This window comes from Planococcus sp. A6 (genome assembly GCF_028823615.1).
Taxonomy (GTDB): domain Bacteria; phylum Bacillota; class Bacilli; order Bacillales_A; family Planococcaceae; genus Planococcus.
This window is the reverse complement of record NZ_JAPEHT010000005.1, coordinates 22,785-37,255: the sequence shown is the minus strand read 5'-3', so window position 1 is coordinate 37,255 and position 14,471 is coordinate 22,785. Positions and strand designations below refer to the sequence as shown.

Annotated in this window: 11 protein-coding genes and 1 pseudogene; all 12 read left to right on the top strand. The window is 49.7% G+C overall.

What is annotated here, in order from left to right:
* Positions 1-36: 36 nt before the first annotated feature.
* The 12 genes and pseudogenes from ON064_RS01650 to gatB all read left to right on the top strand — a co-directional run bounded on the left by ON064_RS01650 (position 37) and on the right by gatB (position 13,483).
* Positions 37-627 (top strand): GNAT family N-acetyltransferase, encoded by a 591-nt coding sequence (locus ON064_RS01650; protein WP_058381403.1) that lies wholly within the window; start codon positions 37-39, stop codon positions 625-627.
* A 146-nt stretch (positions 628-773) separates the two neighbouring features.
* Positions 774-2,513 (top strand): adenine deaminase C-terminal domain-containing protein, encoded by a 1,740-nt coding sequence (locus tag ON064_RS01645; protein WP_274623344.1) that lies wholly within the window; start codon positions 774-776, stop codon positions 2,511-2,513.
* A pseudogene (locus ON064_RS01640) lies at positions 2,510-3,558 on the top strand (DUF3048 domain-containing protein). Before ON064_RS01645 ends, ON064_RS01640 begins: the two are co-directional and overlap by 4 nt.
* A 43-nt stretch (positions 3,559-3,601) precedes the next feature.
* Positions 3,602-3,922: a YerC/YecD family TrpR-related protein gene (locus ON064_RS01630; protein ID WP_068489075.1), complete on the top strand. Its 321-nt coding sequence runs from the start codon at positions 3,602-3,604 to the stop codon at positions 3,920-3,922.
* 129 nt (positions 3,923-4,051) lie between these two features.
* Complete coding sequence (pcrB, locus tag ON064_RS01625; protein ID WP_274623342.1) at positions 4,052-4,753, top strand: heptaprenylglyceryl phosphate synthase; 702 nt, start codon at positions 4,052-4,054, stop codon at positions 4,751-4,753.
* Between the two features lie 31 nt (positions 4,754-4,784).
* Positions 4,785-5,441 carry a UvrD-helicase domain-containing protein gene (locus tag ON064_RS18510; RefSeq protein ID WP_483879753.1) on the top strand — a complete coding sequence of 219 codons (657 nt, stop codon included), beginning with the start codon at positions 4,785-4,787 and terminating at the stop codon, positions 5,439-5,441.
* A 2-nt stretch (positions 5,442-5,443) separates the two neighbouring features.
* Complete coding sequence (locus tag ON064_RS01620; protein ID WP_483879752.1) at positions 5,444-7,012, top strand: 3'-5' exonuclease; 1,569 nt, start codon at positions 5,444-5,446, stop codon at positions 7,010-7,012.
* Between the two features lie 15 nt (positions 7,013-7,027).
* The gene (gene ligA, locus ON064_RS01615) at positions 7,028-9,034 is read left to right on the top strand and encodes an NAD-dependent DNA ligase LigA (RefSeq protein WP_274623341.1); all 2,007 of its coding nucleotides are present in this window, start codon (positions 7,028-7,030) and stop codon (positions 9,032-9,034) included.
* A gap of 12 nt (positions 9,035-9,046) precedes the next feature.
* The gene (locus ON064_RS01610; RefSeq protein ID WP_274623340.1) at positions 9,047-10,177 is read left to right on the top strand and encodes a CamS family sex pheromone protein; all 1,131 of its coding nucleotides are present in this window, start codon (positions 9,047-9,049) and stop codon (positions 10,175-10,177) included.
* Positions 10,178-10,277: 100 nt separating this feature from the next.
* Positions 10,278-10,568 carry an Asp-tRNA(Asn)/Glu-tRNA(Gln) amidotransferase subunit GatC gene (gene gatC, locus ON064_RS01605; protein ID WP_058381395.1) on the top strand — a complete coding sequence of 97 codons (291 nt, stop codon included), beginning with the start codon at positions 10,278-10,280 and terminating at the stop codon, positions 10,566-10,568.
* A gap of 18 nt (positions 10,569-10,586) precedes the next feature.
* The gene (gene gatA / locus ON064_RS01600) at positions 10,587-12,056 is read left to right on the top strand and encodes an Asp-tRNA(Asn)/Glu-tRNA(Gln) amidotransferase subunit GatA (RefSeq protein WP_274623339.1); all 1,470 of its coding nucleotides are present in this window, start codon (positions 10,587-10,589) and stop codon (positions 12,054-12,056) included.
* Positions 12,053-13,483 carry an Asp-tRNA(Asn)/Glu-tRNA(Gln) amidotransferase subunit GatB gene (gene gatB, locus ON064_RS01595; RefSeq protein ID WP_274623338.1) on the top strand — a complete coding sequence of 477 codons (1,431 nt, stop codon included), beginning with the start codon at positions 12,053-12,055 and terminating at the stop codon, positions 13,481-13,483. The genes gatA and gatB overlap by 4 nt, the downstream gene beginning before the upstream one ends.
* The last annotated feature ends 988 nt before the right edge of the window (positions 13,484-14,471 follow it).

The window sequence follows — 14,471 nt, the reverse complement described above, 5'->3', positions numbered from 1 at the left end:
CCAGCAGGGCATTCAAACTCGGAAGGAGCAAAAATGATGAACTGGTATGAAAAACTGAATCAATATTTCCCAGTGGAGGAAATGAAATCGAAAGAACATATGGACACGTTGCTGAAGGAAAAAGGCAGTGTCTACTACAAAGATGAGGGACCGTATCACGTCTTGATGTATGCGGAATTCCCGAGCTTCTCATTCGTCGACTATTTATTCGTGTCGAAAGAATCGCGTGGCATGGGCATCGGCAAGAAAACTTTGCAAATGCTTAAAGACAAGAACAAGCCGATCATTTTGGAAGTCGAACCGGTTGATTACGAAGATACGGATTCCGAAAAACGCTTGCGCTTTTATGCTCGCGAAGGCTTCGAGCATGCCTCGTCAATCGGTTATTGCCGACGTTCACTCGCGACAGGCGAAGAAAACTCGATGGAGATTCTTTACTGGGCGCCGAATGGCGAAACCGAAGAAGAGATTTTCGAAGCAATGAAGAAAATGTATGAAGATATCCATACGTATAAAGACGAGCATTTCTACGGCGAGTCGTACGATCCGGTTTCTGATGTCTTGACGCGAAAAGAGCAAGACCAGCAGGATATCTTGAAGCCTTTCAGCGATCCAGTCAATAAATAAACAAAAATCCACGTCTCAAAGACGTGGATTTTTTATGTCTGGAACGGCACAAGAGAGGAGCATTTTCACGTCATTCTCTGTAAAAAAATGCATAATTATGCTAGTATACGATGTATGGATATTGAAGAGAGAGCAGGTGCCTTCGGATGGTAAACCCTTTATGGAGAAATACAGAAATACGGAAACAATTGAAGATTGTGTCGAAAGAATTGTCCCCGGATCTTGTGCTGACGAATGCCACATATCTGCACGGGATATTTAAAAAATGGATGACCGGAAATATATGGATCAATGGAGACCGCATCATTTATGCAGGGCAAGACATGCCGAAAATCGATGATTCGACAGAAGTTGTGGATGTCAGCGGCAAGTGGATCGTGCCTGGCTATATCGAGCCCCATGTCCACCCGTATCAACTTTACAATCCCCAGCAATTTGCCGATTATGCTGCGCAAGGTGGAACGACCGGGTTCATCTCAGACAACTTGCCGTTATTTTTAGCGTTAGAAAACGAGAAAGCGTTTACATTGCTGGATCGCATGGCGGAATTGCCGTTCACATTCTATTGGTGGACGCGATTCGATTCGCAGACCGAACTTGTCGGGGAAGACCAAAAATTCACATCGAAAGCGGTTGGCGAATGGCTGGAGCGTCCGGATGTCATCTTAGGCGGGGAATTGACGGGCTGGCCGAAGTTATTGGCTGGCGACGACCAGATGCTATATTGGATTCAAAAAGCAAAAATCAGCTTGAAGAAAATTGAAGGGCATTTCCCGGGAGCTTCTGAGAAGACCTTGGCGCGCATGAAGCTGCTGGGTGCTGACGGGGACCATGAAGCGATGACTGTCGATGAAGTGGAAATGCGCCTATTGCACGGCTACGGCGTGACATTGCGCCATTCATCGATACGTCCGGATTTGCCGGAACTATTGTCAGGGATTGTCGAGCGGGAATTAAATGTGTTCGATAAATTGATGATGACGACAGACGGCTCGACACCGGTGTTCCATAAAGACGGCGTGATCGATTTGTGCATCCAAATCGCGCTTGATGCCGGGGTTCCAGCGATCGATGCCTATATGATGGCTTCTTATAACGTGGCGCGCTATTACAACTTGACGAGCTTGCACGGTTTGATCGCGACCGGGCGCTATGCGAACTTGAATATTCTCGATTCGATCGATAACCCGGTGCCGAGCGGTGTGATTTCCAAAGGGATCTGGCTCAAGCGCGACGGCCAAAAAGTGCGTTCGCTCGATGATGTGGATTGGTCGGTGCTGCCGGAATTGGATCTCGATTTCGAATTGACCGATGATGATTTCCAGTTTTCAATGCCGTTTGGCGTAGAAATGGTCAATGACGTCATCACCAAACCGTATTCCGTAAGTGTTGACACGAACGTCGAACGCTTGTCGAAAGAACATGGCGAAAGCTTCCTGATGCTGATCGACCGCAACGGCAAATGGCGGGTCAATACATTGATCAAAGGCTTCGCGACAGAAGTCGATGGATTTGCTTCATCTTACACAAACACAGGAGATATCGTGTTGATCGGCAAAAGCCGCCAGGATATGTGGCAAGCGTTTGAACGAGTGAAGCGCCTCAAGGGCGGCATCGTCTTGATTGAAGATGGCGAGATAGTTTGCGAATTGCCGCTTCCTATCGGGGGCATCATGTCTGATTTGCCGATGGAGCCGTTGATGGAGCAGGAAACTGCGTTGAAGAGCGCGTTGAAAGAGCGCGGCTATGAACACGGCGACGCTGTTTATACTTTATTGTTCTTGATGGCGACACATTTGCCGTATGTCCGCATTACCCAAAAAGGTATTTATGACGTCATGAACAAAACGATTCTATTTCCGGCATTCATGAGGGGCCAGGGATGAAAAAATGGCTGATCTTGCTTGCTTTGCTGATCGTTGCAGCTGTCTTGGTTGTTTGGCTGGTCGGAAGAGAACAAGCGGGAGAGCCGGAAATGCCCGCAACCCCACAAGCGCCGGAAAAGCCTGAGGTGCCGGAGGAAGTGCTCACCACCGCCCCGTTCACCGGCATGCAAGGAGACGGGCCGTATGACAGCCGGGCGGTGATGGCGGTCATCAATAATCATCCGGCGGCGCGTCCGCAAACGGGTCTAGTGGAAGCTGATATGGTATTCGAGTTAATTGCGGAATACAATATCACGCGATTTTTGGCCTTGTATCAAAGCCAGTTTCCGGTGAACATCGGACCGGTGCGCAGTGCGCGTGATTATTTTGTCGAACTGGCCGATGCGTATGATGCATTTTTTGTTGCCCATGGCTATAGCCCGGAAGCAAAGCAATTGCTTGATTCGGGAGTGGTCGACCATATCAACGGCATGCAGTATGATGGGACTTTGTTCAAGCGTTCATTGGACCGTGTGGCGCCGCACAATTCCTATATCACTTATGAAAACGTCGAACTTGCGATGGAGATGACAGACGCTTCATCCAATTACAGCATGAAAGCACCTTATGCTTTCTCTGCACCGGGCAGTAATGATAAACTAGGGGAACAAGCTGCTTCTATAGAAGTAACCTATGGCGGAGATCCGCTTTTTGCGAGCAACTATGCCTATGATGCTGAGTCGCAGCTTTACGCCCGGTCATCGGGAGGAACCGCGACTGAAGATAAGGAAACTTCGCAGCCGATCGCAATCGCCAATGTGCTGGTCATTGAAACAGCGCATGACACGATCGATGCCAAAGGCCGCCAGGAAATCGACCTGACTTCCGGGGGCAGGCATTATTGTTCCGTGAAGGAACCGTGCAGGAAATCACGTGGCGCGCAGAAAATGGCATGCTTGTGCCAGTCGACGAAAATGGGACAGCCGAATTGACGCAAGGAAAAACCTGGGTCCACATAATTCCAGATTCACCGGGAATTGGCCAGGCGGTTCAGTATAGCCCGTAGAAGCGGGATCAATCGAAGAGCAATGAAAGGACGTTGAATGTGCATGCAAGTTGATAAGATTAGAGGGCCGCAGACCGATCAATTGATCGAAGCGGTGCTGGCATTGGAAAACAAAGAACAAGCCTATCGATTTTTTGATGATTTGTGCACGATCAGTGAAATCCAATCATTATCGCAGCGCTTTGAAGTGGCGCATATGCTGCGCTTGAAAAAGACTTACGAAAAAATCAAGAACGAAACGGGCGCGAGCACAGCGACCATTTCCCGAGTACGCCGCTGCTTGAATTACGGCAATGACGCGTACGAGGAAATGCTCGACGTGCTGTATCCGGAAGAAAAACAGATTGAACTTCCAAAAGACTGACCAGCGATTGGCGCTGGTCAGTTTTTTATGCGCTAATTCGCTCATTTGTGGATGGATGGGAACGGAGTGTTGGCTGATCTTTTGTTATAATGGAAAGATGAAAACAAAAGTACAGTTAGGAGAATACCTGTGGACTTTCAAACATGGCGGCATGTCTTTAAATTAGACCCTGCGAAAGAACTTTCAGATGGACATTTGGAACGAATTTGCGAATCCGGGACTGATGCCATCTTGATTGGCGGAAGTGATGATGTCACACTCGACAATGTCTTAGAATTGATGGCACGCGTGCGCCGCTATTCGGTGCCGGTGGCGCTTGAAGTGTCGACGGTCGAATCGGTGACGCCGGGATTCGATTATTATTTTATCCCGACAGTGCTTAATAGCAGCGACCCGAAATGGATCAAAGGGCTTCACCACGAGGCGATCCGTGAATACGGAGAGATCATGGACTGGACCGAGATCGTGCCGGAAGGCTATTGCATTTTGAATCCGGACTGCAAAGCGGCAAGCTTAACAGGTGCGGATGCATCCTTGACTGAAGAGGATGTGCTCGGATATGCGCGCATGGCAGAGCATTTTTTCCGGCTCCCCATCTTTTATCTGGAATACAGCGGCATGTACGGTGATCCGGAACTTGTTGAAAAAACCGCGTCAGTGCTGTCTGATACACGGCTGTTTTACGGCGGCGACATCGATTCGGCGGAGCGTGCCAAGGAAATGGCTAAGCTGAGCGATACGGTCGTTGTCGGCAATATTATATACGAAGATCTAAATAAAGCGCTTGCGACCGTCAAGGCAGTTGCGGAAACGGCTGAGCAATCGTTATAATAATAGGAACAAACGTTCGAGGTGGTGCACAATGGAATTAATCACAAAAAACCTGCTGCGGGGGATGAACCCCGAGCAGGAAGAAGCAGTTAAAACAACAGAAGGCCCGCTATTGATCATGGCCGGTGCGGGATCCGGGAAAACACGCGTACTGACGCATCGCATCGCGTACTTGGTGCTGGAAAAACAAGTCTACCCGTCCAATATCCTGGCGATCACCTTCACCAACAAAGCCGCGCGCGAAATGCGCAACCGGATCGATGGGCTGCTTGGCCACGGAACAGGCGACCGCATGTGGGTGTCAACCTTCCACTCGATGTGCGTGCGCATCCTGCGCCGCAATATCGACCGTCTGGGCTTTTCGAAAAGCTTCTCGATATTGGATACGACCGATCAATTGACGGTCATCAAGAATGTCTTGAAGCAGCAAAACCTGGACCCGAAAAAATACGAGCCGCGGACGATGTTGAACGCCATTTCGTCGTCGAAAAACGAATGCATCGATGCGGAAACTTTTGCAGCGAACGCCAATCAATTCAACCCGTATGAAAAAACGGTCGCAGAAGTGTTCACAGGCTACCAGAAGCGCCTCCAGAAAAACCAATCGCTCGATTTCGACGATTTGATCATGATGACTTTAAGCAGACGCGCCTCCAGAAAAACCAATCGCTCGATTTCGACGATTTGATCATGATGACTTTAAGGCTCTTTGAAACGGTCCCGGATGTGCTGGAATATTATCAGGATAAATTCCACTACATCCATGTCGATGAATACCAAGATACGAACAACGCCCAGTATCAACTGGTGCAATTAATGGCGAAAAAATTCAAGAACATTTGCGTGGTCGGTGATTCCGACCAGTCGATTTACCGCTGGCGCGGTGCGGATATCACCAATATCCTGTCATTCGAAAAGGATTATCCGGACGCCAAAGTGATCATGCTCGAACAGAATTACCGTTCGACCAAACGCATTTTGCAGGCGGCAAACGACGTCATCCAAAAAAACACGAGCCGCTATCCGAAAGAATTGCGCACAGATAATGACGAAGGGCCGGCAATTACGCTCCATAAAGCGGGCGATGAGCGACAGGAAGCCCAGTACATCGTCCAGACCATCCAAAACCTTATGCAGGAAGAAGGATATAAAACCTCTGATTTCGCCATTCTCTACCGGACCAATGCGCAATCGCGTATTTTAGAGGAAATGTTCGTCAAATCGAATATGAGCTATACGATCGTCGGCGGCACAAAATTCTATGACCGCAAGGAAATCAAGGACTTGCTCGCGTATTTGCGCTTGATTGCCAATAACGAAGACGACCTGTCACTAGCGCGCATCATCAATGAACCGAAGCGAGGAATCGGGGCGACCTCATTCGAGAAAATGGCGCGTTTTGCGATTGAACAAGACCGCACCATCATGGATTCCTTGCAGGAAGCGGATTTCATGGGCTTGACGGCGAAAACCGCCCAGACCGCGCTTGAATTCCGGGCGATGATCGCCGGATTCACCGAAATGCAGGAATTCTTGTCGGTGACGGAATTGGTGGAAGAAGTGCTGAAGAAATCCGGCTATCGCCAAATGCTCCAAAACGACAAGACCATCGAAGGCGAAAGCCGCCTCGAAAACTTGGATGAATTCCTGACGGTGACGCAAGCATTTGAAAAACAAAGCGATGACAAGTCACTGGTAGCGTTCCTGACCGATTTGGCTTTGATTGCGGACATCGATTCATTGGACGAGGAAGAAGAACAAGGCGACGGCCCGATCATCCTCATGACGATGCACGCAGCGAAAGGCCTGGAATTCCCGGTCGTGTTCATCGCGGGGCTGGAAGAAAACGTCTTCCCGCATTCGCGTTCGAATAACGACGAGGAAGAATTGGAAGAAGAGCGGCGCTTGGCATATGTTGGCATCACGCGCGCCGAACAACGGCTGTATTTGACGCATGCTTCGTCACGGACGATTTTCGGCAAGAGCAATTTCAATATGCCGTCGCGCTTCATTTCCGAAATTTCGGAAGAGCTGATTGAACAAACCATCGCCAATCACCGTGCAGGCGCAGCGACAAGCTATAAGCATGCCCGCCTGGGCTGGAAAACAGGCGACCGTGCGAAGCATAAAAAATGGGGCACTGGGACTGTCGTCAATGTCAAAGGCGACGGCGAACAAACAGAACTCGATATCGCCTTCCCGAGCCCGACAGGCATCAAGCGGCTGCTCGCGAAATTTGCGCCGATCGAAAAAGAATGATCTGGAGGAACTTGAATGGACCGCATCAAAGCTGAAGAACGTGTAATCGAATTGAATGAATTGCTCCAGGATTATGGGCATGCTTATTATGTGCTCGACAAGCCGCGAGTGCCGGATGCCGTATACGATCAATTGCTCAATGAATTGATCGAGCTGGAGAACCTATATCCCGATTTGATTTTCCCGGATTCGCCAACGCAGCGGGTCGGCGGCACACCCTTGTCGAATTTCGAGAAAGTCCGCCACGAGCGGCCGATGCTCAGTTTGTCGAACGTCTTCAATGAAGAAGATTTGCGTGATTTCGATAAACGCGTACGCGGCGGTGCCGGGGACTCGGTCGAATATGTGTGCGAACTGAAAATTGACGGCCTGGCCGTTTCGCTTCATTACGAAAACGGCAAATTCGTGCGCGGCTTGACGCGCGGCGACGGCCGTGTCGGAGAAGACATCACGGTCAATCTTCGCACGGTCCGTTCGATCCCGCTGAAGTTAAAAGAGCCGGTATCGATCGAAGTGCGTGGCGAAGTGTTCATGCCGAAAAAATCGTTCCATGCACTTAACGAAGACCGCGAAGAGCGCGGCGAAGAATTATTCGCCAACCCGCGAAATGCTGCAGCGGGTTCTTTGCGCCAATTGGATTCGAAAATTGCCGCCAAGCGCAATTTGGATGTCTTCATCTACGGCATCGGTGGCGACGGGGAAACATACGGTTTGAACGACCATGATGAATCGCTCCGTTATTTGACGGATCTTGGCTTTAAAACGAACAGCGAACGAAAAGTTTGCCGCTCGGTGGAAGAAGTGCTGGCATACATCGAACAATGGACAGATGGGCGCAACCAGTTGAGCTATGAAATCGATGGCATCGTCATCAAAGTCAATCGCTTTTTGCACCAGCAAGACCTTGGATTCACGGCGAAAAGCCCGAAATGGGCAACAGCCTATAAATTCCCGGCAGAAGAAGTGATGACGACCGTACGTGATATCGAGCTGAGCATCGGGCGCACAGGCGTTGTCACCCCAACGGCCATCCTGGAGCCGGTCGCTGTTGCCGGAACGACGGTGCAGCGCGCGTCACTCCATAACGAGGACTTGATCCGGGAACGTGACATCCGCATCAATGATAAAGTTATCATCCGAAAAGCGGGCGATATCATTCCGGAAGTTGTCAAGGCGCTGATTGAAATGCGCTCCGGCGATGAACAGCCGTTTGAAATGCCGACCGAATGCCCGGCATGTGGCAGTGAACTCGTCCGAATTGAAGGGGAAGTGGCGCTGCGCTGCGTCAACCCGAAATGCCCGGCGCAAATCGTCGAAGGCATGATTCATTTCGTGTCGCGCAATGCCATGAATATTGACGGTCTCGGTGAGAAAGTAATCGAGCAATTATACCGCGAAGGGCTGATCCAGGATATTTCGGATCTTTACGCTTTGACGAAAGAGCAATTGATGGAACTGGAGCGTATGGGCGATAAATCCGCCACCAACTTGATCGAGGCGATAGAGGCTTCGAAGAGCAATTCAATGGAACGCTTATTGTTCGGCCTTGGCATTCGCCACGTCGGCGAACGCGGGGCGCGCATCTTGTCGGAGCATTTCGGCTCAATGGATCAATTGAAGCAGGCAAATTTGGAAGAATTGATCGCCATCCATGAAATAGGCGACAAGATGGCCGATGCCGTCGTCACCTATTTCGAAAAGGAAGAAGTTTCTTCACTTGTGGAACGTTTGCGCGAGCGGGGCGTCAATTTATCCTATACAGGCACGATTGTCCGCGTAGAAGAAGGCGCCAATGCGTTTGCCGGCAAGAAAATTGTGCTGACCGGTAAGTTGGAAAACATGACCCGCCAGGAAGCCGGCGAACGGATCGAGGCACTCGGCGGCAAATTGACCGGCAGCGTCAGCAAGAAAACCGATCTGCTGATTGCCGGCGAAGAAGCCGGATCCAAACTCGACAAAGCGCAGGATCTCGGCGTGGAAGTGTGGAACGAAGAACGCCTGCTTATGGAATTGAACGAATAAGGAGATTAGCATATGAAACGCATTTGGTGGATCCCAATCAGCATATTGCTGCTTTCGGGATGTGTTCCTTCCGGAAATGACGAGGCGGAAGTGATCAACACAGAAGAAGAAGAGGCGGAAACGGCGATCATCCCGAGCATGCAATTGGATGATCAATATTACCGGACGCTGTTGCCGTATAAGCAAAGCGCCACCCGCGGAAAAATCGTCAGCCGGCTGAATTCTCGCTACGATATCAAGGAAGCGGAGCACGGATTATTGCGCCTATCGCAGCAGCAGTTCTCACCGGATGATTATTATTTCCAGGAAGGCCAAAAAATCACCGATGAAGAAGCTTCGCTTTGGCTCCAACGCGAAAGCAAAGATAATCCGCAAGGGCTAAACCCAGAGGATGGCCGCAGCCAAGCGGAGACCGACGGCGGCGACCGCCCGCAACCAGAACTGCTGGCGCATATCCTTGAGCAAAATTACCTTGTCAAAACCGAGGAAGACAAAATCCGTCTTGGTGGGGTTTCCATCGGGCTTGCCATGAATACGGTTTATTATAGTTCGACGGACGACATCCCCTACGAAGAATCGATCCCTCAAGATCAGATCGCCGAAGAAGGCAAACGGATGGCTGATGAAATCGTCAAGCGCTTAAGGGAGAAAGAAGGCATGGCGGATGTGCCGATCCTCGTCGCTTTATTCGCACAAAACAGCCGCAACGCGATGACGCCCGGGACATATTTCTCTTACGGCGCTGCCCCGAAAGGCGAGACGGAAGTGGCGAATTGGAATGATGTCGACGAAGAGTATGTCGTATTCCCGACTTCCGGAACGGACGAGCAATACCGGGATATCGATACGGCGTTCCGCAACTTCAAGCAAGACGTCGAATTGTATTTCTCGAATTTCACGAGCGTCATTGGCAAAGGCTTCTATCAAAGCGGCCAATTGCAGGAAATGAAAATCGAAATCCCGATCCAGTTTTATGGCTCGGCTGAAGTGATCGGCTTTACGCAATATGTCACTGGCCTGATCCTCGATCATTTCCCGGAAGATGTCCAGATTGAAGTGAACGTCACGTCGACCAATGGCGCGGAAGCACTCATTCTACGGAAAGCTGGGGAAACGGAACCGGTTGTCCATATTTACGAGTAAGTCTGCAATTTAAAGGGGCAGCCAGCTGGCTGTCTCTATTCATTTTTTTAGAAAAATGGTATGATAGACCGTATGTTTATTGAATCCGGAGGTGTAGAAAATGGCGAAAATGACAAAAGAAGAAGTAATCGAAGTGGCCCACTTGGCGCGTTTGGCAATTACCGATGAGGAAGCTGTGCATTTTGCGGATCAATTGGAAGCGATCACCAATGCAATGGAATTGCTGAATGAATTGGATACGGAAAATGTAGAACCGACGACGCATGTATTGCCGCTAGTCAATGTGATGCGCGAAGACAAGTCGATCGAAGGCTTGCCGCGTGAATTGGTAATGAAAAACGTAAAAGAACATGAAGGCGGACAAGTGCGTGTGCCAACGATTCTGGATTGATTGTGAGGAGGGAAAAAGATGAAGTTAGCTGATAAAACTGCAAGCGAATTGCAGGAATTACTACATAGCAAAGAATTGACGATTGCGGAGTTGACGGAAGCAACATTCCAGCGCATCAAGGAATTGGACCCGAAAGTTGATGCCTTTTTGGCTTTGAATGAAGAGCAGGCGACAAAGCAAGCAGCTGAAATGGATCAAACGGATACAGGGGAACGCGGCCCGCTTTACGGCTTGCCGATCGGCGTGAAAGATAATATCGTCACGGAAGGACTCGAGACGACAGCATCGAGCTTGATCCTGAAAGGCTTCAACCCAATCTACAATGCAACGGTTGTGGATAAATTGCGCGAAGCCGGCATGGTCATCGTCGGTAAATTGAATATGGATGAATTCGCCATGGGTTCTTCCAATGAAAACTCTTACTATAAAAATACGAAAAACCCGTGGAACTTGGAAACTGTTCCAGGCGGTTCGTCGGGCGGTTCAGCTGCGGCTGTAGCAGCGGGTGAAGTTCCGTTCACACTCGGTTCCGATACAGGCGGGTCGATCCGCCAGCCGGCTGCTTTTTGCGGCGTCGTCGGCATGAAGCCGACATACGGACGCGTTTCCCGTTTCGGGTTGATTGCCTATGCGTCATCGTTTGACCAGATCGGTCCGATCACGCGTACGGTAAAAGACAATGCGCTTCTTTTGAATGCCATTTCCGGGCACGATGAAAAAGACTCGACATCCGCCAATGTTGAAGTACCTGACTTTACAGCGGCACTCACTGGCGATATCCAAGGCCTTCGCATCGGCGTGCCGAAAGAATATTTCGCAGAAGGCGTCAGCGAAGCATCAAAACAAGCTGTGAAAGATGCACTGAAAGTATTGGAAGAAAAAGGCGCAACATGGCAAGAGATTTCCTTGCCGCATTCCAAATACGCGCTTTCCACGTATTACATCTTGGCTTCATCTGAAGCATCATCCAACTTGTCCCGTTTCGACGGCATCCGTTACGGCTACCGTACGGAAAAAGCCGGAAGCTTGCTTGAGTTCTACATGAACACACGCTCTGAAGGCTTCGGCGACGAAGTGAAGCGCCGCATCATGCTCGGAACTTACGCACTCAGCTCCGGCTATTACGACGCTTACTATAAAAAAGCGCAAAAAGTGCGTACCTTGATCAAGCAGGATTTCGATAAAGCGTTCGAAAACTTCGATGTCATCGTCGGACCGACAACGCCGACACCGGCATTCAAGATCGGCGAGATTATCGATGATCCATTGACAATGTATGCGAACGATATCTTGACAATCCCTGTCAACTTGGCAGGCGTTCCAGCCATTTCAGTCCCATGCGGATTCGATAATGGCTTGCCGCTCGGATTGCAGATTATCGGCAATTATTTCGATGAAGAAACCGTCTACCGCGTCGCAGATGCTTTTGAGCAGGCGACCGAGTTCCATAAAGAAACACCGCAAACATGGGAGGGAGTAGCACAATGAATTTCGAAACGATCATCGGGCTTGAAGTCCACGTCGAACTGAAGACGGAATCCAAAATGTTCTCGCCTTCCCCGGCACATTTCGGTGCTGAACCAAATACCAACACCAACGTAATCGACCTTGGCTACCCTGGGGTATTGCCGGTCGTCAATAAAACGGCAGTCGATTGGGCGATGAAAGCGGCACTTGCGTTGAACTGCGAAATTTCACGCCATACGAAATTCGATCGCAAAAACTATTTCTACCCGGATAACCCGAAAGCATACCAAATTTCACAATTCGATGAGCCGATCGGCGAACACGGCTGGCTGGAAATCGAAGTGAACGGCGAGAAAAAACGCATCGGCATCACGCGCCTTCATATGGAAGAAGATGCAGGGAAACTGACGCATACCGGAAATGGCCATTCCCTTGTCGACTTTAACCGCCAAGGCACGCCATTGATCGAAATCGTCTCGGAGCCGGATATCCGCACGCCGGAAGAAGCGTATGCATATTTGGAGAAAATCAAATCGATCATCCAATACACAGGCGTTTCCGATGTGCGCATGGAAGAAGGCTCGCTTCGCTGCGACGCCAATATCTCCTTGCGCCCATACGGCCGTGATGAATTCGGCACGAAAACTGAGCTGAAGAACTTGAACTCGTTCAACTTCGTCAAAAAAGGCTTGGAGCACGAACAGATCCGCCAAGAGCAAGTATTGCTTGCAGGCGGCATCATCGAGCAGGAAACACGCCGCTACGATGAATCAACTGGCAAAACCCTGCTCATGCGCATCAAAGAAGGTTCGGATGATTACCGTTACTTCCCAGAACCGGACCTGGTTGATATCGTCATCGACGACGCATGGCTCGAGCGCGTGCGCGCAGAAATTCCGGAACTTCCGGATGCCCGCAAAGCCCGCTACGTATCAGAACTTGGCTTGTCGTCATATGACGCCATGGTATTGACTTTGCAGAAGCCGATTTCCGATTTCTTCGAAGCGACCGTCAAAGCCGGTGCTGATGCGAAACTGGCATCAAACTGGCTGATGGGCGAAGTGTCCGCTTACCTTAATGCTCAGAATAAAGAGCTTGAGGATACAGAACTGACGCCGGAAGGACTTGCCGGCATGATCAAATTGATCGGCGAAGGCACGATTTCTTCTAAGATTGCCAAAAAAGTCTTCAAGGAATTGATCGAAAAAGGCGGCGACCCGAACAAGATCGTCAAAGCGCAAGGCTTGGTGCAGATCTCGGACGAAAAGGTATTGCTGGAATACGTCACCAATACTTTGGACGCCAACCCGCAGTCGATCGAAGATTACAAGAACGGGAAAGACCGCGCAATCGGCTTCCTCGTCGGGCAAATCATGAAAGCGACAAAAGGGCAGGCCAACCCGCCGCTCTTGAACAAAATCCTCCTCGAGGAAATCGCGAAACGATAATCAGAAAAAGGATGGCTCACTCAGCCATCCTTTTTTTTGTAGATTATTTTAATGAAGTGGATTCGGGAAGTTCGAAGTTTAATGAGGAATATTATTGCTTGAGATTCCGCTCCAAGGGGACGCTTTCCGGAGGGCTCGCATTGAGCCGCTTCGATCGCTACGCGCTCTGCAGGGTCTCAATTGTCTCGCTAATCCTCCCGGAGTCGCCCCTTTCCGCTCCATCTCTAGGTATAGAATGGAAATTCAAATGTTTTCTGCATTGAATTATGTGAACAGTTTTGATTTGTTCGATAAATGCGCGGAAAAGATGAATCATCCTTAATATTAATATTTAGTCTAACTAGGCGTCTCCACCAATGGATGATGACGATCAACAGCGATACTTCCTCGCGCACAACACCCAATGAAATCTGTCAGCCGAACCGCGCAAACGGGCGAGCCGACGCAATAAGACAAATGCTCTTCTTGGCTTATTGCAAGAGGCCAGCCCAAAGCGGGAGGCGAATGCTTTACGATGAAATAATCAACGGACGATTCATTTCGCTATCAAGTCCAGCTAAGCGACGATACCAGCGGATGAAGACAATCAACAGTGACACTTCTTCGCACGTAACATCCAATGAAATCTAAAAGCTGGACCGCGCACACGGGCGAGCCGAAGCGATGAGACAAGTGCTCTTCTTGGCTCATTGCGGGAGGTATGCCCAAAGCGGGAGGCGACTGTTTTATGATGAAATAATCAACGGACGATTCATTTCGCTATCAAGTCCAGCTAAGCGTACTTCTCGGCTCATTGCGGGAGGCCAGCCCAAAGCGGGAGGCGGCTATCTCGTGATAAAATGTATAATGAATTATCCATCTCGCTCTCACGTCTAACTTACTGCTCCGCATTCTGCATTATAAAACAGCAACCGACTGCGAAATGTAGACTTAATTGGAACAATTCCACAGCTTTTTGCTTAAAAGTTTGCCGCAAAGGGAAAAGAAC